General features: G+C 42.8%; 23 protein-coding genes. 19 read left to right on the top strand and 4 right to left on the bottom strand.

From position 1 onward, the window contains the following. Window positions 1-85: 85 nt before the first annotated feature. On the top strand, window positions 86-421 hold the full coding sequence (locus tag GKC25_RS01550; RefSeq protein ID WP_106031548.1) for a hypothetical protein: 336 nt from the start codon (window positions 86-88) through the stop codon (window positions 419-421). Between the two features lie 100 nt (window positions 422-521). Here the strand turns inward: GKC25_RS01550 and GKC25_RS01555 are convergent, their stop codons facing one another. Then, entirely contained in the window at window positions 522-1580 is a 1059-nt protein-coding gene (locus tag GKC25_RS01555) for a DUF4352 domain-containing protein (protein ID WP_106031549.1), read from the bottom strand. A 538-nt stretch (window positions 1581-2118) separates the two neighbouring features. Between GKC25_RS01555 and GKC25_RS01560 the strand changes: the two genes are divergently transcribed. Both GKC25_RS01560 and GKC25_RS01565 read left to right on the top strand, forming a co-directional pair. Beyond that, window positions 2119-2547: a cell wall hydrolase gene (locus GKC25_RS01560; protein ID WP_034664257.1), complete on the top strand. Its 429-nt coding sequence runs from the start codon at window positions 2119-2121 to the stop codon at window positions 2545-2547. A 119-nt stretch (window positions 2548-2666) separates the two neighbouring features. Beyond that, window positions 2667-3446: a glucose 1-dehydrogenase gene (locus GKC25_RS01565; protein ID WP_034664255.1), complete on the top strand. Its 780-nt coding sequence runs from the start codon at window positions 2667-2669 to the stop codon at window positions 3444-3446. Between the two features lie 20 nt (window positions 3447-3466). Here the strand turns inward: GKC25_RS01565 and GKC25_RS01570 are convergent, their stop codons facing one another. Further along, entirely contained in the window at window positions 3467-4507 is a 1041-nt protein-coding gene (locus GKC25_RS01570) for an acyltransferase family protein (RefSeq protein ID WP_034664253.1), read from the bottom strand. 210 nt (window positions 4508-4717) lie between these two features. Continuing rightward, entirely contained in the window at window positions 4718-5710 is a 993-nt protein-coding gene (locus GKC25_RS01575; protein ID WP_034664251.1) for an LLM class flavin-dependent oxidoreductase, read from the bottom strand. 435 nt (window positions 5711-6145) lie between these two features. Here GKC25_RS01575 and GKC25_RS01580 point away from each other — a divergent pair, with 435 nt between their 5' ends. The 15 genes from GKC25_RS01580 to GKC25_RS01650 all read left to right on the top strand — a co-directional run bounded on the left by GKC25_RS01580 (window position 6146) and on the right by GKC25_RS01650 (window position 21319). Beyond that, on the top strand, window positions 6146-6748 hold the full coding sequence (locus GKC25_RS01580) for a TerD family protein (RefSeq protein ID WP_034664249.1): 603 nt from the start codon (window positions 6146-6148) through the stop codon (window positions 6746-6748). 20 nt (window positions 6749-6768) lie between these two features. Then, entirely contained in the window at window positions 6769-7350 is a 582-nt protein-coding gene (locus GKC25_RS01585) for a TerD family protein (protein ID WP_034664247.1), read from the top strand. A 40-nt stretch (window positions 7351-7390) separates the two neighbouring features. Next, the gene (locus GKC25_RS01590; protein ID WP_034664245.1) at window positions 7391-7969 is read left to right on the top strand and encodes a TerD family protein; all 579 of its coding nucleotides are present in this window, start codon (window positions 7391-7393) and stop codon (window positions 7967-7969) included. Between the two features lie 140 nt (window positions 7970-8109). After that, window positions 8110-8889: a TerC family protein gene (locus GKC25_RS01595; RefSeq protein ID WP_034664243.1), complete on the top strand. Its 780-nt coding sequence runs from the start codon at window positions 8110-8112 to the stop codon at window positions 8887-8889. A 94-nt stretch (window positions 8890-8983) separates the two neighbouring features. After that, on the top strand, window positions 8984-10174 hold the full coding sequence (locus GKC25_RS01600) for an HpcH/HpaI aldolase/citrate lyase family protein (protein ID WP_342689889.1): 1191 nt from the start codon (window positions 8984-8986) through the stop codon (window positions 10172-10174). Then, window positions 10164-11495: a phosphoribosyltransferase family protein gene (locus GKC25_RS01605; protein ID WP_034664230.1), complete on the top strand. Its 1332-nt coding sequence runs from the start codon at window positions 10164-10166 to the stop codon at window positions 11493-11495. The genes GKC25_RS01600 and GKC25_RS01605 overlap by 11 nt, the downstream gene beginning before the upstream one ends. After that, the gene (locus GKC25_RS01610; RefSeq protein WP_034664228.1) at window positions 11488-12597 is read left to right on the top strand and encodes a cysteine protease StiP family protein; all 1110 of its coding nucleotides are present in this window, start codon (window positions 11488-11490) and stop codon (window positions 12595-12597) included. The genes GKC25_RS01605 and GKC25_RS01610 overlap by 8 nt, the downstream gene beginning before the upstream one ends. Beyond that, the gene (locus GKC25_RS01615; protein ID WP_034664226.1) at window positions 12594-13409 is read left to right on the top strand and encodes an HAD family hydrolase; all 816 of its coding nucleotides are present in this window, start codon (window positions 12594-12596) and stop codon (window positions 13407-13409) included. The genes GKC25_RS01610 and GKC25_RS01615 overlap by 4 nt, the downstream gene beginning before the upstream one ends. 70 nt (window positions 13410-13479) lie before the next feature. Continuing rightward, a complete protein-coding gene (locus tag GKC25_RS01620) occupies window positions 13480-15096 on the top strand; it encodes a YceG family protein (RefSeq protein ID WP_034664223.1) in 1617 nt (538 codons plus the stop codon). Between the two features lie 14 nt (window positions 15097-15110). Continuing rightward, on the top strand, window positions 15111-16205 hold the full coding sequence (locus tag GKC25_RS01625) for a toxic anion resistance protein (RefSeq protein WP_003217200.1): 1095 nt from the start codon (window positions 15111-15113) through the stop codon (window positions 16203-16205). Between the two features lie 400 nt (window positions 16206-16605). Further along, entirely contained in the window at window positions 16606-17874 is a 1269-nt protein-coding gene (gene opuAA, locus GKC25_RS01630; protein ID WP_034664221.1) for a glycine/proline betaine ABC transporter ATP-binding protein OpuAA, read from the top strand. A 10-nt stretch (window positions 17875-17884) separates the two neighbouring features. Continuing rightward, window positions 17885-18730: a glycine/proline betaine ABC transporter permease subunit OpuAB gene (gene opuAB / locus GKC25_RS01635; protein WP_034664471.1), complete on the top strand. Its 846-nt coding sequence runs from the start codon at window positions 17885-17887 to the stop codon at window positions 18728-18730. Then, window positions 18730-19611 carry a glycine betaine ABC transporter substrate-binding protein gene (locus tag GKC25_RS01640; protein WP_034664219.1) on the top strand — a complete coding sequence of 294 codons (882 nt, stop codon included), beginning with the start codon at window positions 18730-18732 and terminating at the stop codon, window positions 19609-19611. Before opuAB ends, GKC25_RS01640 begins: the two co-directional genes overlap by 1 nt. 106 nt (window positions 19612-19717) lie before the next feature. Then, the gene (locus GKC25_RS01645; RefSeq protein ID WP_223251574.1) at window positions 19718-20473 is read left to right on the top strand and encodes an alpha/beta fold hydrolase; all 756 of its coding nucleotides are present in this window, start codon (window positions 19718-19720) and stop codon (window positions 20471-20473) included. Window positions 20474-20596: 123 nt separating this feature from the next. Continuing rightward, window positions 20597-21319: an SDR family NAD(P)-dependent oxidoreductase gene (locus GKC25_RS01650; RefSeq protein ID WP_034664217.1), complete on the top strand. Its 723-nt coding sequence runs from the start codon at window positions 20597-20599 to the stop codon at window positions 21317-21319. A 48-nt stretch (window positions 21320-21367) separates the two neighbouring features. Here the strand turns inward: GKC25_RS01650 and GKC25_RS01655 are convergent, their stop codons facing one another. Continuing rightward, window positions 21368-22495: a M20 peptidase aminoacylase family protein gene (locus GKC25_RS01655; protein WP_034664215.1), complete on the bottom strand. Its 1128-nt coding sequence runs from the start codon at window positions 22493-22495 to the stop codon at window positions 21368-21370. Between the two features lie 153 nt (window positions 22496-22648). On the opposite strand from GKC25_RS01655, the gene GKC25_RS01660 reads away from it, so the two are divergent. Then, the gene (locus tag GKC25_RS01660) at window positions 22649-24079 is read left to right on the top strand and encodes a YfcC family protein (protein ID WP_034664213.1); all 1431 of its coding nucleotides are present in this window, start codon (window positions 22649-22651) and stop codon (window positions 24077-24079) included. Window positions 24080-24155: the final 76 nt, after the last annotated feature.

Here is a 24155-nt window from a genome sequence, read left to right on the forward strand (position 1 = left end):
GAGGTTCACGATCGGGTTAAAGAAATGGCATAATAGAAGAGAACTTACATTATTATCCTAATTTGATTAAAGAGGTGATTGGTGTATGTCTTATCAAACAGATGACGATGATGTGCTAGAGTTATGTAATATATATGCTCAACAAACACACCATTTTGAAGCGTTTATTTTGGGGAACAGGAAAGGGTTATTGGAATTAAGAAAAGCAATAGATGAAGCGTTAGAAACGGGCAGTTCCGTTGCACATTTATATCCATCTGATTTTGAAGGATACGAAACTTATATTGCTTTAGTAGACGATGAGCAAAGGTTTGAGAAATTAACCACTCCTTATGTAGAGGAATACGCACAAGAGGAGGATGCTGTTGATCCGGTTGAGGTGATAAAAGAGTATGAAGCGGCAAAAGAAAATCCTTCGTAATAGACCGTATCTTACTTTCTTGGCTGTATTTCGGAATCAAATATAGGAATCAACCGAAAAAACGATAAATGAAAAACCCCCGTTTTCCGGGGGTTTTTCTTTAGTTCTTGATGAACTTTTCAACTAATGAGCTTGTTTTGTAATCGTTCAAATCAAGTTTCCATTGGTCGATGTCATTTTTCTTCATGTTGACTTCTACTGTTTCTTCAGAAGAGGATGGTCCTAATTTTTTGAACTCTTCTGGGTAGATCGAGAGTAAATATTTTTGTGCTTCATCATAAGACGCTGTACGGTTTTTGCTGTAGAACTCAGTCGCCTTTTCTTTTAAACGATCGACAAGCGGGCTTGCATCAATTGGTGTAAGGGTCACAGTCACAACGGCTTTATCGCCACTGATGGCTTTTGTTTTTGTTGATACTTTTGATTTTTCAGCTAATGTTTCTTTTACAGCTTTTAGAAGCTTATCAAGGTTTTCGTCCTTCGCTGAGCTAGAAGAAATACCTGATGACGTGATGTAGCCTTGTTTGAATGATTTATCAAATTCGTTGATAACGGTTGATTTGTTATCACCTGTTAGTTTTTCGAACTCGTCGTTATTCTTACCAAAAATCATCACATCAATATAAGAAGAAAGAGCTTTTGCAGATGCTTGAAGTGTATCTGCTTTTTTCATTAAGTCTTTCCCTTTAATATCGAACTCTAGTGTTTTGTCATCTTTTTTAGAACCACTGCCTGGCTCATTGTACACAAGCTGATAGTCTTTGTCTTTGTCAACAACAAAGAAAAGACCGCCTTTTGATACTTTGTCTGCATTTAGAGAGCTTGAAGATAATACTTCGTTGTAGTCATCTGGAGAGATCGTAGACACCTGTGCGTCATCTTGGTAAAGCGTGAAGTTGCTTTTATCAACATTTAGAGGCTCTTTGCTGATATTTTTTACAGATACATTCACTTTTAGAACATACTGATCATCCTGTACAGATGTATCGTATTGAGGTGGCAATGTGTATTCAGCACTTTCTACCTTTACCTCTGCTGCATCAAGGGATTTTGTATCTTTTTCCTTTGCAGCTGACTTTTCTTTTCCACCACTACAAGCAGCAGCGACAACAGTGACACACAAGATCAGAAGAAACAGGGATAATTTCTTTTTAAACATGACGTGTTTTCCTCCTCGGGTTTATGATGAATTTCATTGGAAAGCTTTAGTTCATATCGTTCTTTTTGCACAAAAAGAAAAATACTGTATGTTTTTTACTGTAGAATGAAGCGAAAGTACTGTCAATACTTCAGTGCGTTTCAAAGGTCGCACAGCTTCAAGTAGTAAAAATGACACTAAGTTGAGAGGAGAAACTTGTAATTTATGATGTGATATCTCCTGTAAAAACTCAACATTTTATATTTTAAGGTTTTGAGTCGGATTATTGAATAGGTTCAAATGACTGTTTTTGACGAAGGTGTAGCAATTAGAAGGATTTTTATGACTTGTAAATGAGTCTATAGTAATGAATATTTTTTCCTGTTATGTGTATGATCACTTGGTTTGTGTGTTGTTGGCAGAGAGACACATGTCCAGCAAAATGTTGAGGTGTTTAGACAGGCTCTCGACACTGAATGTGTCTTTTCCCGTCAAAATGGCAGTCATCTACACAGAAAGACCACATAAAATAAAAGAGAAACGAAATGGAGGTGGATGTATGGCAGTGGTAAGAGCGACAAGCTCTGATATTGATCTAATGGCCAGACTGCTGAGAGCGGAGGCAGAAGGTGAAGGGAAGCAAGGGATGCTGCTCGTAGGAAATGTGGGCATCAACCGGTTGCGTGCCAACTGCTCTGACTTTAAAGGGCTGCGTACGATTCCACAAATGATTTATCAGGAGCATGCATTTGAAGCGGTCACGCATGGTTATTTTTATCAACGAGCACGAGAAACGGAAAAAGCACTAGCGCGGAGGAATATTAACGGAGAACGATTTTGGCCGGCAAAATTCAGCCTTTGGTATTTTAAACCGCCTGGAAATTGTCCACCGACTTGGTACAATCAGCCGTTTGTGGCAAGGTATAAGTCGCATTGCTTTTATCAGCCAACCGGTGAAACATGTGAAAATGTCTATAACACCTTTTAGCTTGATGAACAGCACAATCCTCTTAGTCAACGATTGCAGAGGGTTGTGTTTTTCTTTTTTTCAAAATGGGTAACCATTGTGTATCAACAAGATGAAGCACGTGATTGGGGGAAATGAAGATGTATCAAGATTTAAAAGGAAAAACAGCCATTGTCACAGGTTCTTCAAAAGGAATCGGACAAGCCATCGCATTACGATTTGGACAAGAGCAAATGAATGTGGTTGTAAACTATAAAGGCGATGAAGATGGTGCTGAAGAAACGGTACAAGCCATTCAGCAGCGCGGAGGTCAAGCGGTGAAAGTACACGCAGATGTCTCCAAAGAGGAAGGAATTCAAGCCATCATGGATACAGCACTGGAGCATTTCGGTACAGTAGATGTGTTCGTTAATAATTCAGGCTTTAATGGCGAAGAAGCGATGCCGCATGAGATGACGCTTGAACAATGGCAAAAAGTCATTGATGTCAATATCACAGGCGCCTTTTTAGGAGCAAAGGCTGCGATCGCCTATATGATGGAGCATGACATCAAAGGGTCCATTTTAAATATATCCAGTGTCCATCAGGAAATACCGCGCCCGTTCAATGTTCACTATTCCACTTCCAAAGGTGGAATGAATATGATGACGAAGACGCTGGCTCTTGATTATGCGGAAGCAGGTATTCGGATCAATGCGATTGCTCCAGGTACAATGGCGACCGAATCGAATGATGATTTGCAGGATGAACAGAAAAAACAAAAGCAGCTTGAAAAGATTCCGATGAGAGCCTTTGGCGAACCGAAGGAGATTGGGTCCGCCGCTGCATTCCTCGTATCTAAGGAAGCTTCGTATATCACAGGCACCACCTTATTTGTGGATGGAGGAATGACGCTTTATCCTTCTCAAATCAATGATTAATACAAAAAGCATCCGCCCGATCAGCCGGCGGATGTTTTTTGTTCGTAGCGGTGTGCGGCTTTGGCTGGTTTGCCGAGCAGCATCGGATACTTGCTCAGGAAGGAGATACACGGCACCATAAGCAGCAAAGTCCCGATCGTATAAAAGAGTGTCCAAGAGAGCTGCGCTGTATCCGCAATATTGATGCCAAGTCCATAATAAACAAATGCTTTCATAATATCGATGCCGGCAAACTGCAAGACAAGAATAACAATAGAATTTCGTCCGAGATACGTCAAAATAGGGGACGTTTTGAATTTAAAGCTTAAATAAATCACGGCAGCTGAACCGAGCAGTGCACATGCATAGAAAAGAAAGAGATCGCCATAGTCGTTAACGCGCATATCGACCCGTGAATTCAAGCTTTGCATGTAAGCCGTCAGTACAAGCAGACCTGTACATAGAAGAAGGGTTGGATCTGTTTTTAATTCCACAAACCATTGCTTTGCCAAAAATCCAATTGAATAAAACACAACAGCCGTCAAGGCGACATTGGCATTCCAAGGCAGACTTTGGTCTAAAAGCAATGTAGAGGCATATCCAGCACCTCCGCAAAGAACGGTCAGTAAGATCAAGACAGCAGGTTTCCCTTTTGTCAGACGGTGCATAAAGAAAAATATAATTTCCACTAAAAAGAGCGTCGTTAAAAACCAGATGGCTGGGTTATGCGTGAGTCTAGCTTCATCTGCATTGGATATAAAAATACCTGTAAACGGAACGAAAGGATCAATATCCGTTTGTCCCTTAAAGGCAAAAAACCGAGTAACGGAGAACCAGAAAACATACGTAATGATGGAGAAATAGAGATAGGGCAAGAGTAAGCTCTTGGCTTTCTTCTGAATAAATGACAGAGCAGGGTGTGAGGATGATCGAAACATCATGCCTGATAGTAAAAAGAAAAGCGGCATATGAAAAGAGTAAATGAATTGCTTTAACGAATCTGGAATGGGCACATGCGCCATGACCACGAGCAGAATGCCGATTCCTTTAGCCGCATCGACCCAATCGAGTCTCTTTTTCATGGCCTGTCATCTCCTTCCTTCTAGCGTCGTAAACGATTCTTTAATATGTACCTCTACTATATAAAAGGTACACCCCTTATGCGTTTACAGTTCGCTAACGATTAGAAGACACATTTGCGATCAGATGACAGACGGAAGGATTTTGACATCTTGATGTTACATTTCCCATTTTTTATGACAATGTAAAAAAAGAAGCCAAGGGGATTGGCTTCAAAATAATTCTGCGATTCGTTTGAAGGAGCGCTGTTTTTCTATCGGATCAAAAGAATTGTTTAGAATCATGATGTCATCCGTTTGATAGCGATCCATCAAGCTAAGTAATTGCTCTTTCACCGTTGCTTTTGAGCCGACAATCATCCGCTGGCGGTTTTGTAACACTTTTTTCTTTTCCTGCGTGGTGTAGTGATAGGCACTGGCTTCTTCTATAGAAGGTACGCGGCTGTCCAGTCCTTTTTCAACACGCAGCAGCCATAAATCTGTACTGCTGGCGATCCGGTCAGCCTCTTCATCTGTTTCACCACAGATGACAAAAACGGCAAACATAGCGTGCGGCTGCGTAGAAAAGACAGATGGAGAAAAGTGAGACCGGTACGTCTCAAATGCTTGTTTGCCGCGTGCAGGGTGGATAAAGTGACCAAAAATATAGTTGATCCCAAGCTCCGCCGCCTGCATGGCACTATTTTCTCCTAGACCAAGCAGCCAAACCGGCGGATGAGCATCGACAAGCGGAGAAGCTTTGACTCCTGCATGCGGGTGCCCAGAAGGCAGGCTGTCTGATAAGTAATATAGAAGATCCTTCAGCTGGCGGTCAAACTGAGACAGGTCTTTATGCACGCCGTCCGTCAAAGCCAGTCTCGTCCTTTCAATTCCGCCCGGAGATTTGCCGACACCGATTTCAATTCGTCCAGGATAAAGAGCCTCAAGCTGCCGCGTGACCTCTGCTACTTTAAAGGGGCTGTACTGCGGAAGTAAAATGCCGCCAGACCCGGTACGTAAGGTTGATGTATGAGCAGCAATATGTGCCATTAATATTTCAGGTGCTGTACTAGCGAGCCCTCTTGTGCTGTGGTGTTCAGCAAACCAATAACGCTCATATCCAAGAGTTTCCGCAAGCTGAGCCAGCTGCGTTGTGTGAATCAATGTCTCTTGGGCTGTCTGACCTTTAGGAATAGCGACTTGATCTAATATGTGAAGTGATGGCATCATCAACATCCTTTCATCGACACGGTCAATGTTCTTCATCTCAAGTATAAAGAAATCCATGAATAGAAGGAAACGAAAGGGTTTATCTCTCGATCGCAAGCTTTTATATTTTCTATATCAACATATAAAACCAAGTGAAATGATGCCTACACTTCGTTCATTCAGCTAGAGCTGCTTACCGGGAACATTCGACAATGTTTCACATGAAACACTTCATTTACGACATGAACCATTTTCAACATGGATCTTTCGTTAAAAAAATATCATCTGTTTGAAACCTATCTTGAACATAGATCGTATATACTAGTAAATAGAAAAAAGAGTAAGAGGCTCCAATGTCATATCATGAATTTTGTCGAATTTTCATGTATGATAATTTTAATAGGGTCCATCGCTTAATAAATAGATTTTTATTATGCTGGAGGAGTGATTGATTTGGCGATTACATTAGAAAAAGGTCAACGTATTGATTTAACAAAAGGCAAAGCAGGGCTAACGAATATTCTTGTTGGACTTGGCTGGGACCCTGTATCACAAGGCGGCGGATTTTTAGGAAAGCTGTTTGGCGGCGGAGGCGGCGCTGATGTTGATTGTGATGCTTCAGTGCTCATGCTGAAAAATGATAAGTTTACGGAAAATAAAGATTTGATTTATTTTGGCAACTTGAAAAGCAAATGCGGTAGCGTCGAGCATACAGGTGACAACCTGACTGGTGAAGGAGACGGAGATGATGAACAAGTCCTCGTCAACTTGAGCAAGGTGCCAGGCAATGTGAATAAATTGGTGTTTGTTGTGAACATCTATGATGCACTAAGAAGAAATCAACATTTTGGTATGATTCAAAATGCGTACATTCGCATCGTGGATCGTTCAAACAATCAAGAATTAGTGAAATATAATTTAAAAGATGAGTATGCAGGGAAAACATCGTTAATCGTTGGAGAGCTTTATCGTCATGAGAATGATTGGAAGTTTGCGGCTGTTGGAAACGGTACAAATGATGCGAAGCTTGCCGATATTACGAGAAACTATATTTAATCAGAAGGGAGAGATTCCTAGTGGGAATTTCCTTAGCGAAAGGTCAAAAAATTGATTTAACAAAAACGAATCCAGGTTTAACAAAAGTGGTCGTCGGTCTTGGCTGGGACGTCAATAAGTATGACGGCGGACATGACTTTGATCTAGACGCAAGTGTATTTCTTTTAGATGCGGCAGGTAAGGCAAGCTCTCCATCGGATTTTGTCTTTTACAATCAAACAACTGGCGGTGGCGGCAGTGTCGTACATACAGGCGATAACCGCACTGGTGAAGGAGACGGAGATGACGAGCAAGTCAATATCGACTTATCAGCTGTACCAGCGAGTATTGAGAAGATTTCATTTGTCATTACGATTCATGATGCGGAAGCGCGCAGTCAAAATTTCGGACAAGTAACGAACGCATATGTGCGTATTTTAAATGCGGCATCAAATGAAGAACTCATTCGCTACGATTTGGCAGAGGACTTCTCCATCGAGACAGCGATTATTGTAGGTGAATTATACCGTCATGGCGGGGAATGGAAATTCTCAGCTGTCGGATCGGGCTATCAAGGCGGACTTGCCCGCATTGCAACGGACTTCGGTTTAGATATCGGGTAACGGCTAGTTTCATATTTTCAAAGACAGGAGAGGTACGAATATGGCGATTCAGCTTTCAAAAGGACAACGTGTCGATTTAACAAAAACCAACCCAGGGCTGACGAAAGTGATGATCGGTCTTGGCTGGGATACGAATAAATATTCTGGTGGAGCCGAATTTGATTTGGACGCTTCGGCTTTCTTAGTCGATGCAAACAATCGTTGTCAGCAAGACACAGATTTTGTCTTTTATAATAACCTTCAGCACCCAAGCGGCAGTGTCACTCATACAGGTGATAACCGGACGGGCGAAGGAGATGGAGATGATGAGCAAATTCTCGTTGATTTCTCAAAAATTCCTGCTAACATTGATCGTATCGGAATTACAGTTACGATTCATGATGCAGAGACGCGCAGCCAGAATTTTGGACAAGTCTCTAATGCGTTTGTTCGGGTTGTAAATGAAGAGGGCGGGGAAGAATTGATTCGCTTTGATTTAGGGGAAGACTTCTCAATTGAAACAGCTGTTGTGGTATGTGAGTTGTACCGCCATGGAAGCGATTGGAAGTTTAACGCCATCGGAAGCGGATTCTCTGGCGGACTTGCAGCTCTTTGTCAAAATTATGGGTTAGAAGTGTAAACGATAGAAACAAATCGATTCAAGTGGCGCTGCCAATGACTCATATGAGGGCCTTTTCCAAAGTGAGAAAGAAACAGCGGTCAAGAATAACAGCAGGCGAAAGCCTGCTGATGCTTCTACACTTATAGGAGGAAAACCAGTTGGATATTTTGAAACATATGTTGGACACGTATGCCTCGTTTTTTGATTGGCATATGTGGGCAGAGGTATTAACAAACCCTGTCTCTTGGGGGCTCATTGGGACCCTTGTTGTGCTTGAAGGATTGTTATCAGCAGATAACGCGCTTGTATTAGCTGTCATGGTGAAACATTTACCAGAAAAGCAGCGTAAAAAGGCATTAACCTACGGATTAATTGGCGCTTATTTCTTCCGTTTTCTATTCATTGGCGTAGGGATGCTGCTTATTAAGTTCTGGTGGATTAAGGTCCTCGGAGCTGCATATTTAGCATGGCTTGTCATTAAGCACTTCTGGTTAGGCGATGGCGATGACGAAGCGAAGGAATTGAAAAAAGAAGGCTGGATGGTTCGTGTATTTGGCGTGTTTTGGGCAACTGTTATTTCTGTGGAAATTATGGACCTTGCCTTCTCGGTGGACAGTATTCTTGCGGCATTCGCTGTATCTGAGGAAGTATGGATTCTGCTATTAGGCGGAATGCTTGGAATTCTCATGATGCGTACAGTGGCACAGTTATTCCTTGTCCTCATTGACCGTATTCCAGAGCTTGAGAATACAGCGTTTATTCTCATTGGAATTATTGCTATCAAAATGGGCTTAAGTGCTGCTCATATTGAAATTCCGCATGTCGCATTCTTTGCAATTATTATCCTAGCATTTATCGGGACGTTTATTGTTCATAAAATCAATAAGAAGAAACATCAAGATGTGACAAACGAAGCTGCGGCTTCAAAAGAAGAATAGGACGATCAAAAAGGAATGGAGTTGACTAGCGGCTCCATCCTTTTTTGAATCATCAGGTCATTTATTTTCTCTAAACAACAGGAGGTGGCACAGCATGCGGTATTTTCGATTTTTATCAGAGGCGAGGCAGCACGATCTTTTTTTCAAGCGGCCAGGGGCGATGCATCCACTGACACAGAGGCATGTTCTTGCGCATGCATTAGGTGCTACTTTGTATATGCCTGCGACAAGACAAGATATAGCAGATATGCTGCTGTCACAGAAATATGAAGCGCTTTGCTCTGTTGTATTTTGCTTGGAGGATGCCATCGGTGATCAAGAAGTGGACATGGCCGAACAGAATCTAGTGGCACAATTGGCCAGTCTCAAAGAGAAAGTAACGCATGCTCCTGAAACGGCTGAACATTTGCCTCTTTTATTTATTCGTGTTCGTTCGCCGAAACAGCTGCTTAAAATGGCAGACTTGCTCGGTTCCTCTCTTCAATTACTTACCGGTTTTGTGTTCCCGAAGTGTTCAGTTCATAATGCGAAGGATTATTTGGACAGTCTGAAACAGGCATCGTCCCAAACGCGGACAACACTTTATGGGATGCCCATTTTGGAAACACCCGATTTATTAGAAAAAGAAACAAGAGATACGGTGTTGTCTGAGTTAAAGCAGATCTTGCTGAATGACGAGGAATATATTTTGAATATTCGCATTGGGGCAACGGATCTTTGTGGTTTGTACGGTATTCGCCGTGATCGTGACACGACCATCTATGAGATCAAATTGATTGCAGATTTAATCACAGATATCATCAATTATTTTGGGCGTTCCTTTGTAATATCTGGGGCTGTGTGGGAGCATTTTGGCCCTGCTCGAAAGGAACAAAAGCCATTCATCCGTGCGCTTTCTCATAGGAGCGGTGAACCGTCTTTATCTGAATTTGATGACGTACAAGGTTTACTCAAGGAGACAAAACTCGATGTGGCTAACGGCATTCATGGAAAGACGGTCATTCATCCAACACATCTTAAGCCGGTGCAAAGCATGTATGTTGTGACGAAGGAAGAGTATATGGATGCATTAAGCATTCTTGAACATGCAGACGGCACAGTTGGCGTAATGAAGAGTACCTTCTCTAATAAAATGAATGAAACGAAGCCGCATTACCGGTGGGCAGAGCACATTTTAATTAAGTCAGATATTTACGGGGTGTTTCATGAAAATAGAAGCTATATCGACATACTCACAGAAGCAGAAGCCGCATACGCTGAGCATCTTGGAACATATGGAAGTTGAGCTTGATCTCAAAGAAGGTGCGCTTCAGCTGGAAAAAGAGCATCTTTTTGACATGGCAGCAAGGGTGAACAAAAAAAGAGCCTTTTTATTCGTTAGTAAGGTGCTCGGTAAGCATATTCCTGTTCATCCAGTAAAACCGCTCCTTGTCTCGGGTCTTTTAGCCATGGCATATGCCCAAGAGCAAACAGGCAAGACATCTCCGCATCAAGACCTTTTAGTAGAAGCACTCAAGACGGATGACCACATGGCATTAACTAAAGCCTACGAAGTGCTCAAAAAGGAGAAGCTTTCAGCAGGAAAACAGCCGATCGTGATCGGCTTTGCAGAAACAGCAACAGCACTGGGGCATGGTGTGTATGACGTAATAGAAGGAGCATCTTACATCCATACGACACGTGAACAGCTGCTGGATCTTGATCCTTCATTGGTATTTGAAGAAGAGCATTCGCATGCGACGGATCAGCTTTGTTATGCAGACGAAGCATTACTTCGCACAGACCGTCCCATCGTGCTAGTAGATGATGAAGTCACGACAGGCCGTACGAATATCAATATCATTCGGGACCTTCATGCAAAGCATCCGCGGCATTCTTACACGATTCTTTCTATTTTGGACTGGCGGACTGAGGAGCACGAGAAAGCCATGTGTGAGCTTGAAGAGGAGCTTGGTATTCACATCACATCATTGTCTTTATTAAAAGGGCAAATGGTCTTTCGGGGCAAAACGCTGGATGAGCCAGCTTATTCGTATGAGATTGCTGAGCAAAAGGATCTGCCAAGTCTCTCTGTTCACTCTCTTCAATCTTTCTTTAAGCACGAGCCGTATGCACTTTCTCATGCAGCAAATTCGGCAGGTCATTCGCCATATATACATGAAACGGGCCGTTTTGGTTTAAACGCAGCAGATACGGCAGCCATCGACCAAGCAGCTGCAGAGGCTGGGCTGAAACTGAAGAAGGAACGCAAAGGAAAGCAGACACTTTGTTTAGGAACAGGTGAGCTGATGTATGTGCCGATGAGACTGGCTGCACATATGGGAGAAGGCGTTCTCTTTCATTCAACGACGAGAAGCCCAATTCACCCTGTTGAAAAGGATGGATACGCTGTTCAAAATGGGTTTACCTTTGTGAGTCCAGAGGATGCCCGAATTCAGCACTACGTGTACAACATACCAAAAGATCAATACGATGATGTATTTCTCTTTTTTGAGAAAAAGGTCTCTCAGGAGGCATTGCGTCCGCTTGTTCACTTATTTGCCGAGCGGCATGTGAAGCATGTGCATATTGTGACTTTATCAGACGAGGTGAAGGTGAATGGCTAATGTGTATACAAAGATGGGAAGCTATCCAGAGCAGGATGTAACCTTCTTACTCAAAGATTTATCATCCATTGAGATGGAGAAAAGTACAGAAGAGCGGGAGCGTTCGATTCAGAGCGGTGCGCATTATTCAGAAATGCTGCCGATTGAGTATAAACCAACGGAATCTTATATGGATTTATTCTATCAATCTCTGAAAGAAAGTAAGGAAAAGGTAGCAGAAGCAGTAGCTGTGGTAGCAGAACAGATTGTGAAAAAGCGAGGCTTCCAAACGGTTCTTTGCAGTTTGGCAAGGGCGGGAACGCCGATCGGGGTGCTCATCAAACGATATATTCGAAAGACATATGGTCTTGAACTGCCTCATTACAGCATCTCTATTATTCGTGACCGAGGAATAGATGAGAATGCGCTGCATTATATGCTCAAAGAACATCCGGGCTTTGAGGTTGCCTTTATTGATGGATGGACCGGAAAAGGTGCGATTTCGAGAGAGCTCCAAAAAGCTGTGATTGATTTTGAAAGAAAGTATGATATTCGTCTTTCTAGTGAACTGGCTGTACTAGCTGACCCTGGCTATTGTACAAATGTCTACGGAACGAGAGAGGACTTTCTCATTCCAAGTGCCTGCTTGAATTCGACGGTATCTGGACTTGTCAGTCGAACGGTACTAAACAACCGCTGGATCAGTGCCGATGATTTCCATGGGGCGAAGTATTATGAAGAGCTGCTTGATGAGGATGTGTCCAATCTGTATGTGGATACAATTGAAGAAGCATTTTCTAGCCTCGAACCAAATGTACGAGAGAAAGCAGAGACCATCCTCACACAGGGAATGCCTGCGGACTGGCGGGGGATGGCGTCCATTGAAGCGATCGGTCAGGAGTTTCAAATTAAAAATACCCATTTGATTAAGCCGGGTGTTGGTGAGACGACCCGTGTGCTGCTTAGAAGAATCCCTTGGAAAATCCTGATTCAGCCTGGGTCTCAGGAGAAGCTGAAGCATATTTTGCTTTTGGCAGAGGACAGAGGCGTTCCTGTCATTGAATATGCCAATATGTCCTATACGTGCTGTGGGCTCATTCGTCCGCTGGAGCAGACGTCATGAAGACAAGTGCGTTTGCTAGTGATTTAGACCGGACACTGATTTACTCACATCGAGTGCTGGATCAGTATGAGTATGAAGGAGATTATGATTTAGTTGAGGTGCTGGATGAACGGCCGCTTTCCTATATGTCGGTTGAAACGAAAAAATCCTTGCAGACAATCCATCAACTGGGCTGGTTCATTCCAGTGACGACAAGAACGACCGCTCAGTATGAACGGATCACCTTCTTTCAGCAAAAGCTCAAACCGGAGTATGCCGTTACGACAAATGGGGGCTGTATCCTTCATCACGGCAAGCCGCTTGAGGATTGGCAGGTCATCGTTGATGAGAGGCTCAAAGCGTGTATGTCAGTCAGAGAGATGCTGAAAGCCATCTCCGACCTTCCAGTTGCGGCATGGGTGAAGCGTACCCGGACAGCAGAGGGGAAATTTCTTTATTTGATTATGAAAGATGAGTATTTGTCTCACATTCCACTTGCTGAATTGAAGCTGTGGGGCGAGGAGAGAGGCTGGCAGGTGTCTCTTCAAGGACGGAAGCTTTATTTTATTCCGGAGCCGCTGAATAAGTGGGATGCTGTTGCTTTTTTAAAGGAACGGCTGGAGCTTGAATATGTATATGGTGCAGGCGATTCCCTTTTAGATGCAGGTCTTATTCGTCAGGCGGATATGGGCTTTGCCCCAAGGCATGGAGAAGTGCTCGACTTTGACCCACTACTTGAGCCGACAGCAGCATCGGGCATGGCAGCAGCAGATGAAATCACCGCTTGTGTCATGAAGCAGATGACGACCGTAAAAAAGCCTTCGATTCGATAGCAGAAGTAGAAGGGTGAATGATATGATAGTAGTAGCTTTCGAGAAAATATAGGAGAAAGGAAGGAGCGGCGTGAGTTATAAAGAAATCGATGTCAACCATACACGGGCGGAGCAGGAAGCCTGGAAAAACGTGCTGAAAAAGCCGCTCCCTGAAAGAGACGGTTATGTAAAGGACGAGCATACATTGTCCTTGCCGCGTCTCGCCGTCCGGGTCCTTGGAACTCCGCATGATGCAACCGATTATTTTATTTATTTACATGAATTATATGAAACAGATGGTGTTCATATTTTAAGTGAAACGCTCAATCGTCATATTGAGCCGGAGCATTTTCAAGCGCTTCAACGCATTCATTTGATTAACCAAGAAGAAAAGGGATTGTCCGTGAATCGCTTTGTGGCTTTTTTAGATGGTGAACAGCTGATTGTACGCCATCCAAACCCTGTGATGAACCGGCATATCCGCCTTTCATTGATCAAGGTGTTTGAGCATTTCAAACAGATGCATGAGGGTGGATTTCAGCATCCCGATTTCCGCCGGGTTCTGCTGGATGTAGTGAAGTTTTCAAATAATCATCTAGGTCCATGGCTGAAGGAAGCCAATATAGAAGAAAAAATGCCGGCTGTCATTTGGTATGGAGAGGCGAATAAAAGTCAGCTTTATTTTCTTTACTATGTCATGCTGATTGGCTGTGATGTTGTGCTATTTCATCCAGAGGGCGAGGATTCGTTCCGCGAATTAGATCCAGAAGAAAAGCTGACTTTTATTGATCAGTATCCGGGAAATTCAAAGCTTGAACCGTTCCCTACTGAAAAGCCTGAGAGGAAATCAACGGTGGCGTACCGCTCGACAAGAGAGCTTGAAGAGGTGCTCCACACGGAAGATTCAATGCTGTATAAGCCGTGGCAATTCAGAGATCATACCCCTCATTCCATTACGCTGAAGACAACGTATGATGAGCTGTTTTTAATTGCAAAGGAACGTTCCTTTATCCGCCCTAATTTTCAAGCAGACCGGGACACGATACAGATTCCGAATCTCTTTGCGAAAATGATGGGGGTCACACGAGACAAGCGTGAATACTGGTATCGTATCCACACATTAATGGAAGGGAAAGAGACGAAGACCATTCGCCATTTTCCTTTTACGAAAGAAGTGTCTTCGAATTATCAATTTCATTATCAGCATGCCCTTTCGTCTGCTGGAGAGATTGATCCTGAATTATTAATGAAAAGCAATGTATGGCAGTTTTCTCATCTATATGAGGGCGCGCAGCGTGCGATAGCAGAGGCGGTATCTCGAATCTGTCAGCATCCAAAGCTATTAAAAGAAGGCAATGAGACCGAATTAGATGTCCGTATTTATTTATTCAAACAGATACTGCATATCGGCCAGGAGCTCATTGAACTCATTCAAACCTTTGATTATGCACAAACCGTACCGAAAGTGATTTTATACCATACGGAATATAATGGTGAGCTGACTCGTTCTGATGCGGCTGCCCTCATTTTCCTAAACGAAATGGGGGTGGATCTCTTCGTGTATCATCCGGCGGGATACCAGTGTATCGAGCGGTATATAGATGACCAATTATTTGATACCCATTGGCTTGATGAGATGGTCATGAATCAGGAGTTTAAAGAGCCATCCATCGTCAGAAAGTTATTTCAATCCATTAAAAATCGATAAGGAGATCAAAGCTTATGACAAATACAAACGGAAATGACATCATTTCAATTGATAAAGAGGAAATCTCCATTGAGAAGGCAGACGATATCCGCGTTCAGCTTCGAAATGAACCAGAAGTGCAAAATATTGCGAGACAGATCGATGCGAAAAATCAGCTGGAGCTGCTTGAATACGGAAAACAGCCGGCCGTTGAAATCTCTAAGTTCTCTGATCGTATTCTTTCGATGATGCGTTCAACAAGTGTCACTGACTCAGGAACGATGCTGACGCAGCTTGGAAAAATTATGGATCGTTTTGATAAAAATGATTTTGACGAGCCAAAGGGTGGTTTGTTGTCAAAAATCTTTAAGCGCGGCGGCAGCATGATTGAAAAGATTTTCAGTAAATATCAAACGCTCGGTGCAGAGATTGAAAAAATTAATGTAGAAATCAGTAAATATAAAGACGAAATGACCAAATCGACTGTGACGCTTGAAGAAATGTATGAGCATAACATTCAATACTATATGGAGCTTGAAAAGTATGTTGTTGCAGGTCAAATGAAAATCGAAGAATTAAAGCAATTGGTTCCTTCTTATGAAGAAAAAGCGGCTAGTGGAAACCAGCTGGCACAAATGGAGCTTGATACACTTCGTAACGGCATTCAAGCATTGGAAGAGCGTGTATATGACCTTGATATGGCACGGATGGTGGCTCTTCAAACGGCACCGCAAATTCGTTTGCTGCAGCGTGGGAATACGAAATTAATCGGTAAAATCAACTCAGCGTTCATCATCACCATTCCAATTTTTAAAAATGGGATCATTCAAGCTGTTACAGCGAAGAGACAAAAGCTTGTGGCTGATTCAATGAGTGAGCTGGATAGAAGAACAAATGAAATGCTGAAACGAAATGCTGAAAACATCTCAAGTCAAAGTGTGGAGATTGCCAAATTGTCTGGACGTCCAAGTATCGACATCGAAACGATCGAATCTTCCTTTAATACAATTGTACAAGGGATGAAAGAGACGAAACAGATCGAAGAAGAAAACAAACGATTACGCGAAGATGGAACAAAACGTATGCTTGAATTGCAAGATAATATTAAGCGGGCTGCCCTAGAGTCCTAAAAAATAAGCTGTCTGTAACTAAAGTTGCAGGCAGTTTTTCCATCAATTTTATTAAAATTTGAAGAAAAAAGGTTTTTATGTGACCATTTTCGGGTAAATCCTGTTCAGGGGAATGGTTCACCCACGTTTGGAAAAGTCCGCTATGGTGAGGATTCGAGTTATTTTTTAGCATAATTAGGAATTTCCAGTAAAATATTGTCTGATGAGAGGAAATACCCCGTAAAATATGTAGTTTATGAAGCATTCTATAGGATTTACGAGTAATACGGCGTATAAACTCTAATCACCAGACCTCTATATGGAATTCATACATATTGTGCGGAAATAAGCGAATTCTAAAGATTGTTCGCATCATAACGCTTATGTTACGGTTATAAAGATGCTAATTTGGAGGGAAAATATGAATTCTGAAGAGAGAACTATCAAAATCAAGATAAATAATGTATCTAAAATTTTCGGTAAAAATGCTAAAAAAGCATCTCAAATGCTTGGAAAAGGGAAAACAAAAAGAGAGATCCTAAAAGAGACCGGCGCAACAGTTGGTGTCAATCGAGCAAATTTTGATGTGTATGACGGCGAGATATTTGTCATCATGGGGCTATCAGGGAGCGGAAAGTCCACACTTGTGCGGCTGCTAAATAGGTTAATCGAACCAACCTCCGGAGAAATATTTATTGATGGGGATATGATAACAAATATGTCAAAGGATCAATTGCGTGAAGTCAGACGGAAAAAGATCAGCATGGTCTTCCAAAACTTCGCATTGTTCCCCCACCGTACGATTCTTGAGAACACAGAGTACGGTCTTGAATTACAAGGTGTAGACAAAGAAGAACGCCGCTCAAAAGCGCTTGAATCCTTAAAGCTTGTTGGACTTGAAGGCTTTGAAGAACAGTACCCAAACCAATTAAGTGGCGGGATGCAGCAGCGTGTTGGATTGGCACGTGCATTAGCAAATGACCCTGACATTTTATTAATGGATGAAGCATTCAGCGCACTCGATCCATTAATTCGTAAAGATATGCAGGATGAATTGCTTGAGCTTCATACATCTGTAGGAAAAACGATCATTTTCATTACCCATGATTTAGATGAGGCGCTTCGGATTGGCGACCGCATTGTGCTCATGAAGGACGGAAATATCGTTCAAATCGGAACACCAGAAGAAATCCTGATGAACCCATCGAATGAATATGTTGAACGTTTCGTTGAAGATGTCGACCTTTCTAAAGTATTAACCGCTGGTCATATTATGAAACGTGCAGAAACAATTCAGATCGACAAAGGGGCACGTGTTGCGCTCACGCTCATGAAAAACCTTGGGATTTCGTCTATCTATGCAGTAGATAAGAAAAAGCATTTATTAGGTGTTATTTCTGCACAAGCAGCGAAAAAGGCGGCAGAAATGGGAGCGTCGCTTGAAACAGTTCTCGATAAAGAATTCACGACAGTATTGGAATCTACGTATTTGACAGAAATCTTTGACGCAGTATCTGATGCAGCAAACATTCCGATTGCCGTTGTCGATGAGAAAAACAGAATGAAGGGTATTGTGGTCAGAGGTGCATTAATTGGTGCGTTATCAGGTAATGATGAGTATATCAACATGTCTTCTAACAAACTTGAGGAAATTAAAACACAAGAGCCTTCTGCACAGGAGGTAGAATAAGATGTTTAGTATGAGTGATTTACCTAGAATTCAGTTCGCGGATTACATTGATCGATTTGTTGACTGGTTAACATTAACGTTTGGTGGTTTCTTTGATGGCATCACAAATGGATTAGCAGGCACAGTAAATGGAATTGTGGCAGCACTTGGTGTGATTCCATCCATTATTTTAACCCTTATTTTTGCCGGCATTGCCTGGTGGATCAGTACAAGAGGAGTTGCTCTTTTCACACTTATTGGATTTTTGCTGATCGACTATTTAGGCTACTGGCATCCAATGCTACAAACACTTGCGCTCGTTTTGACAGCTGTGGTCATTTCCATCGTGATCGGGGTTCCGATCGGTATTTGGGCATCACAGAAGGAAACTGTGCGTAAGATTGTAACACCTATTTTAGATTTAATGCAGACAATGCCTGCATTCGTTTATCTATTACCAGCAATCTTCTTCTTTAACATTGGCGTTGTGCCTGGGGTTGTAGCATCAGTTATTTTCTCCATGCCGCCAACGATTCGTATGACGATTCTCGGTATTAAACAAGTACCAGCTGATTTAATTGAAGCAACAGAAGCATTTGGTTCAACGACATTCCAGCGTTTGTTCAAAGTTCAGCTTCCACTTGCAACAAAAACCATCCTAGCTGGTATTAACCAAAGTATCATGCTTGCTCTATCAATGGTCGTCATTGCGGCAATGGTAGGTGCGCCAGGACTTGGTTCAGAAGTATATAGTGCGGTAACGCAGCTGAAAACAGGAATTGGTTTTGAAGCAGGTATTGCCATTGTGATTGTGGCGATTACACTCGACCGTATTACACAAAACATTAAAACGAAAAAAACCAGGGGGAATGCTTAATGTGGAAAAAGTCTCTCTACATTGGGATGACCGCCCTGCTTGTCTTTTTACTAGCCGCTTGTGGCGTGAAGTCAGATTCAAATGCGAGTGCAGCACAGCAGGTGAATAAAACCATTATCGGCATTGATCCGGGTTCAGGGATTATGGCGCTAACGGATCAAGCGAAAAAGGATTACGGCTTAGAGGATTGGACGGTTGTGTCTGCATCAAGTGCAGCTATGACCGCAACGCTCAAGAAATCTTACGACCGTAAAAAGCCAATTATTATCACTGGCTGGAATCCACACTGGATGTTTACTCGCTATGATTTAAAATATTTAGAGGATCCAAAGAAATCTTACGGTGAAGCGGAAGAGATTCATACGATTTCACGTAAAGGTTTTGCAAAAGATCAGCCGGAAGCAGCCAAAATGCTTAGTCAATTTAAATGGTCTCAAGATGACATGGGCGAAGTCATGATGGATATCCAAGATGGTATCAATCCAAAGGATGCCGCCGTTAAATATGTGAAGAAACATAAAGACCAAGTAGCGAAATGGACAAAAGGCGTGAAAAAGTCGAATGGTGACAAAGTCAATCTTGCCTACGTTGCGTGGGATAGTGAGATTGCAAGTACCAATGTCGCTGCAGAAGTACTGCGTGAGCTCGGATTTGAAGTGACCTTGACTCAGGTGGAAGCAGGTCCAATGTGGACAGCAATTGCAACTGGAAGTGCGGATGCCTCATTATCTGCTTGGCTGCCAAATACGCATAAAACGTATGCAGCGAAGTTTAAAGGGAAATATGATGATCTAGGCACAAGTATGAAAGGTCTTCGCATGGGGCTAGTTGTTCCGACATATATGAAGAACGTCAACTCGATTGAGGATTTGAAAAAATAGCCTATAGTGATGAGGTTCCCTTATAATAGAAGGGAGCATATGAAAAAGCAGTCTGCTCAAAAAGCGGCTGCTTTTTTCTTATATAAGGATGGTGGACGAGTTGTCGATGATGGATAAGCCAATCATGATTTTCCTGCATGGCGGAGGAGTCAGCAGCTGGATGTGGCAGGAGCAGATGGAAACATTCAAGGAAGCGTATGAATGCTATACGCCTGATCTGCTTGGTCATGGGACAAGAGCAAATGAACAGTCATTTTCCATGCGAGAAAGCGCTCTTGAAGTCATCTCGTGGTTCAAGCAGCATGCGCACGGCCGTAAAGTGATACTCATTGGATTCTCTCTAGGTGCACAGGTTGCCGTTGAAGTGTTATCGAATGAGCCTGATATCGTAGACATAGCCGTCATCAACAGCGCTCTTGTGATGCCGCTGCCATGGCTTTACTTGATGGTGAGACCTCTTTTACCTCTTACGTATCCATTATTAAAGAAAGATTGGTTTATCCAGCTCCAAGCTGAAAAGATGGGGCTTCCAAACGATGTACTGAATGACTATGCGGCGGATTCGAAGAGTTTGCAGAAGAAAACCCTTCTGACGATGTTTCAAGAAAATCTCCATTACAAGCTCCCAGACACGTTTCAACAAGCGAAGGCACGGATTCTTGTCACAGTGGGAGAAAAGGAAAAAGGTATCATGAAACGGTCAGCAAAGAAAATAACGACATCACATCCGAAGGCAGCAGGTGTCGTCGTTCCTGATATTGGACATACATTTACGTTTGAAAAGAAAGAACTGTTTATTGATATGATTCAATCCTTTATAGAAGAGCGTGCGTTACCAGTGGAATTAAAGGAAATCAAGTAGCCGAAAGTGAAGACAGGCATAAAAGAGGCAGTTAGATCTTAGAACCTATATGATATAGGCATAAAACGCTTACAGATGAGCTGCAGTCTGACTGAAAGCTCATGAGCTGTAGAAGGAGGAGCTATGAGTAAAAACTATATCATATTCGGTGCGAGTCAAGGCTTAGGGGATGCTTTTGTAAAAGGTCTTCCTTCAAGTGGAGATACAGTTTGGATTGTGTCTCGAAGTGAACCGAGCAGTTTGAACATAGATGACGGTGTACATAGAATTTGGCTGAAAATTGATTTATCAAGCCAAACCCACATCCCTTTTATGCTCGAAGCATTGGAGAATCAAACCATTGATGTTCTCATCTATAACATTGGTTTATGGGAAAAACGAGGCTTTGAAGATGATTATTCATTCGATCACGATCAGCCAGAGGATATCGCTCATTTAATCAATGTGAATGTCATCTCTACGATTACTTACATCCAAGCACTGCTTCCGCACGTAAGGAAATCGGAGAATGGAAAAATCATCGTGATTGGCTCAACGGCGGGACTCGATCATACAAACCTGCCGCAAGTTTCTTTTGTCGCATCTAAATTTGGCCTGCGCGGAATTGTGAATGCACTGAGAGAGCATGTGAGAAAAGATAAAATATCTGTTACCTGTATCAATCCAGGAGAGCTGGCGGCAGAGGTTCCATATGAAGATGGTGCCGAAAAAGCCATCGCTCTATATGATGAAACGAGAATCCCTGTACAGGATATAGTAGAGCTTGCGAGATGTGTGATTCATTTATCAAGGGTATCCTGTGTAAAAGAAATCAATGTCCCAGCCATGACAGATTTGAATGCGTAATATAAAGAAGACCACCCGTTTAAAGAAAAAACGGGTGGTTTTTTGATTTTATGATGAATGCTGCTGAAGTGTTTGATAAACAGCTTCAGTCAAAATCTCAATGCCGGTAAAGATAGCAGAGCGGTCGAATGTCATATAAGGATGATGTAGACCGGGCTCTAGATCACAGCCTAAACCAAGCATCGTGGATTTGATATGCGGAACCTTTGCTGCATAAAAGTGAAAATCCTCTCCGCCTGTCGTTACGATCGGGGGATCGAGCTGTTCTTTGCCTAAAACCTGTTCAATGGCATGAGACATGATCTGGACAGCTTCCTCATTTAAGGTTGCGGCAGGCAGACGGTGATCGGTTGAAAGTGTAATGGAAGCGCCAAAGGCATCCGCTACAGCATGTACGGCTCTTTCAATTTCTTTTTCTAGTTCATCCATCACAACATTTGTTTGTGCCCTGACATCCAATGTAAAAGAAGCTTTGCCAGGGATGATGTTTGAACTGCCTCCGCCAGCATTCAGGTTGGTCATTTTCACAGAATGTGCAACTCTTGGGTCGACATGGATATGCGCGAGTCTCTGTACGAGGGTAGAAGCCACTTCAATGACGTTGACCCCAAGATGCGGGCGTGCACCGTGGGCTTCCTCTCCAATAATTGTGCCGATGTAATGATTACTCGATCCATGCAAAATGGCAGGTGCACAGCGTCCGTTTAATGTTTCTTGAATTGGGCGCACATGCACTCCGTATAAGTAATCAACGTCTGCTAACACACCTTTTTCAATCATTTTCAGCGCGCCGCCGCCTTTTTCCTCAGCAGGCTGAAAAATGAAGCGGATGGTGCCGTTCGGGAGCTCCTTTTCCTTTAATGCCATGAAGGTGCCGAGAGCCATTGTCATGTGTGCATCGTGACCACATGAATGATTGGCTTGAAACTCACCATCTACTTCCTGCCAAAGTGCATCAATATCGGCTCTCACAGCGACCACTGGTGCGCCTTCTCCCATTTCACCAATCACTCCTGTACAGTCGTCAAATGTTCGAGTCTTGCAGCCCATTTTTTTTAATATGCCTTCAAGATAAGCCGTCGTATTCGTTTCTTCCCAGCTGATTTCTGGGTGGGCGTGCAGGTGTTCAAAGATGTCTGTCACGGTCTGTTGCATTTCGTTTGTCAAAGTTGTCATGAGTAGCCTCCTTGCTGACAGAAAATCTGCCAAAACATTCTTTTAGTGAAATAATATTGATCTTAAATATCATCAGTGTTTATAATATAACACATCATTTGATTATTCAGAAAATTAAGTGAAATTCCGATCGGGACAAAGGGGTTTTGACACATGAAAACAGCGGCAGTATCAGCACCAGAGAAACAAAAACGAAAACTTCAAATGCCGGATGCGTATGTTCTCTTATTTATCATTGCGCTCATTTGTACCATTGCAACGTATTTTGTACCAGCGGGTGAATTTGATCGAAAGACATCAGGGGAAATCACAACAGCTGTTCCTGGCAGCTTTCACCGCATTGATCAATCACCCGTGAGTCCCGTTGGCTTTTTTACAGCCATTCAGGAGGGGATGGTAGGGTCCTCTTCTATTATTTTTCTCATTCTATTTACTGGCGGAACCATTGCCATTTTGGAGAAAACAGGTGCTATTAACGGAATGATTCACCATGTCATCAGCAGGTTTCAAACGAAGCAATTATTGTTTATTTGTATTGTTGGAGGATTATTTTCGGTGCTTGGAACGACCGGCATTGTCGTGAACTCTGTTATAGGATTTATTCCAATCGGGATTATTGTGGCAAGGTCCTTGAAATGGGACGCTGTGGCAGGAGCAGCGGTCATTTACATCGGCTGTTATGCTGGATTTAACGCAACCATTTTGTCTCCATCTCCACTAGGTTTATCTCAAACGATTGCAGAGCTGCCGATCTTTTCTGGCATTGGCCTGCGTGTCATTATTTATCTTTGCTTTCTTATATCTAGTATTGTGTACATCTATTTATATACAAGACGCCTGAAGAATAAAGAAAAGGGAAGCCTTCTTGGTGATCAATGGTTTCCTGCGAAGGGGCTTGGCGGAGCTGATGCGGAATCTGTGGACAAGCCTGCATTTACCGGCAGACATAAGCTGATTTTAGCGGTGTGCGGATTGTCTCTTGGGGGCTTCTTATATGGCGCGCTTCAGCTTGGCTGGACCGATAAGGAAATGGCAGGTGTGTTCATTTTTATGGCCATTGCTGCTGGATTGCTTGGCGGATTAGCAGCCAATGATATTGCGAAAACATTTATTGTCGGCTGTCAAAGCCTTGTGTACGGCGCACTCATTGTCGGAATGGCACGCTGCATTTCTGTCATTTTAGAAAACGGTAAGCTGCTGGATACAGTGGTCAATGGCTTGGCGAGTATGCTGACAGGATTTAGTCCAATTGCTGGTGCGATCGGGATGTATATTGCGAGTGCGCTTCTTCACTTTTTGATTTCATCAGGATCAGGAGAAGCGGTTGTCTTTATTCCAATTCTTGCGCCACTGGCTGATTTAATGGGCATCACAAGACAGGTAGCTGTAGAAGCAGTGATGCTTGGTGAAGGGGTGGTTAACTGTATCAATCCGACGTCAGGTGTGTTGATGGCTGTGCTTGCTGCAAGTGGTATTCCTTATGTGAAGTGGCTGCGTTTTATGGTGCCGCTTGCGCTCATTTGGTTTGTCATTGGCCTTGTCTTTATTTGTATCGGCGTTATGATCAACTGGGGACCTTATTAAACATGTATAAAGCTGCTGACAATTGTTTGGCAGTTTTTTTCTTGTGGAAATATGCATGGAGACAGCGCTTTGAAAG

Source organism: Bacillus pumilus (genome assembly GCF_038738535.1).
Taxonomy (GTDB): Bacteria; Bacillota; Bacilli; order Bacillales; family Bacillaceae; genus Bacillus.

Bases quoted from the DNA above. Each gene is read 5' to 3' on its own strand.
- GKC25_RS01550 (WP_106031548.1), top strand. From the start codon at position 86: ATGTCTTATCAAACAGATGACGATGATGTGCTAGAGTTATGTAATATA.
- GKC25_RS01555 (WP_106031549.1), bottom strand. From the start codon at position 1,580: ATGTTTAAAAAGAAATTATCCCTGTTTCTTCTGATCTTGTGTGTCACT.
- GKC25_RS01560 (WP_034664257.1), top strand. From the start codon at position 2,119: ATGGCAGTGGTAAGAGCGACAAGCTCTGATATTGATCTAATGGCCAGA.
- GKC25_RS01565 (WP_034664255.1), top strand. From the start codon at position 2,667: ATGTATCAAGATTTAAAAGGAAAAACAGCCATTGTCACAGGTTCTTCA.
- GKC25_RS01570 (WP_034664253.1), bottom strand. From the start codon at position 4,507: ATGAAAAAGAGACTCGATTGGGTCGATGCGGCTAAAGGAATCGGCATT.
- GKC25_RS01575 (WP_034664251.1), bottom strand. From the start codon at position 5,710: ATGCCATCACTTCACATATTAGATCAAGTCGCTATTCCTAAAGGTCAG.
- GKC25_RS01590 (WP_034664245.1), top strand. From the start codon at position 7,391: ATGGCGATTCAGCTTTCAAAAGGACAACGTGTCGATTTAACAAAAACC.
- GKC25_RS01600 (WP_342689889.1), top strand. From the start codon at position 8,984: ATGCGGTATTTTCGATTTTTATCAGAGGCGAGGCAGCACGATCTTTTT.
- GKC25_RS01605 (WP_034664230.1), top strand. From the start codon at position 10,164: ATGGAAGTTGAGCTTGATCTCAAAGAAGGTGCGCTTCAGCTGGAAAAA.
- GKC25_RS01610 (WP_034664228.1), top strand. From the start codon at position 11,488: ATGGCTAATGTGTATACAAAGATGGGAAGCTATCCAGAGCAGGATGTA.
- GKC25_RS01615 (WP_034664226.1), top strand. From the start codon at position 12,594: ATGAAGACAAGTGCGTTTGCTAGTGATTTAGACCGGACACTGATTTAC.
- GKC25_RS01625 (WP_003217200.1), top strand. From the start codon at position 15,111: ATGACAAATACAAACGGAAATGACATCATTTCAATTGATAAAGAGGAA.
- opuAA (WP_034664221.1), top strand. From the start codon at position 16,606: ATGAATTCTGAAGAGAGAACTATCAAAATCAAGATAAATAATGTATCT.
- opuAB (WP_034664471.1), top strand. From the start codon at position 17,885: ATGAGTGATTTACCTAGAATTCAGTTCGCGGATTACATTGATCGATTT.
- GKC25_RS01640 (WP_034664219.1), top strand. From the start codon at position 18,730: ATGTGGAAAAAGTCTCTCTACATTGGGATGACCGCCCTGCTTGTCTTT.
- GKC25_RS01645 (WP_223251574.1), top strand. From the start codon at position 19,718: ATGATGGATAAGCCAATCATGATTTTCCTGCATGGCGGAGGAGTCAGC.
- GKC25_RS01650 (WP_034664217.1), top strand. From the start codon at position 20,597: ATGAGTAAAAACTATATCATATTCGGTGCGAGTCAAGGCTTAGGGGAT.
- GKC25_RS01655 (WP_034664215.1), bottom strand. From the start codon at position 22,495: ATGACAACTTTGACAAACGAAATGCAACAGACCGTGACAGACATCTTT.
- GKC25_RS01660 (WP_034664213.1), top strand. From the start codon at position 22,649: ATGAAAACAGCGGCAGTATCAGCACCAGAGAAACAAAAACGAAAACTT.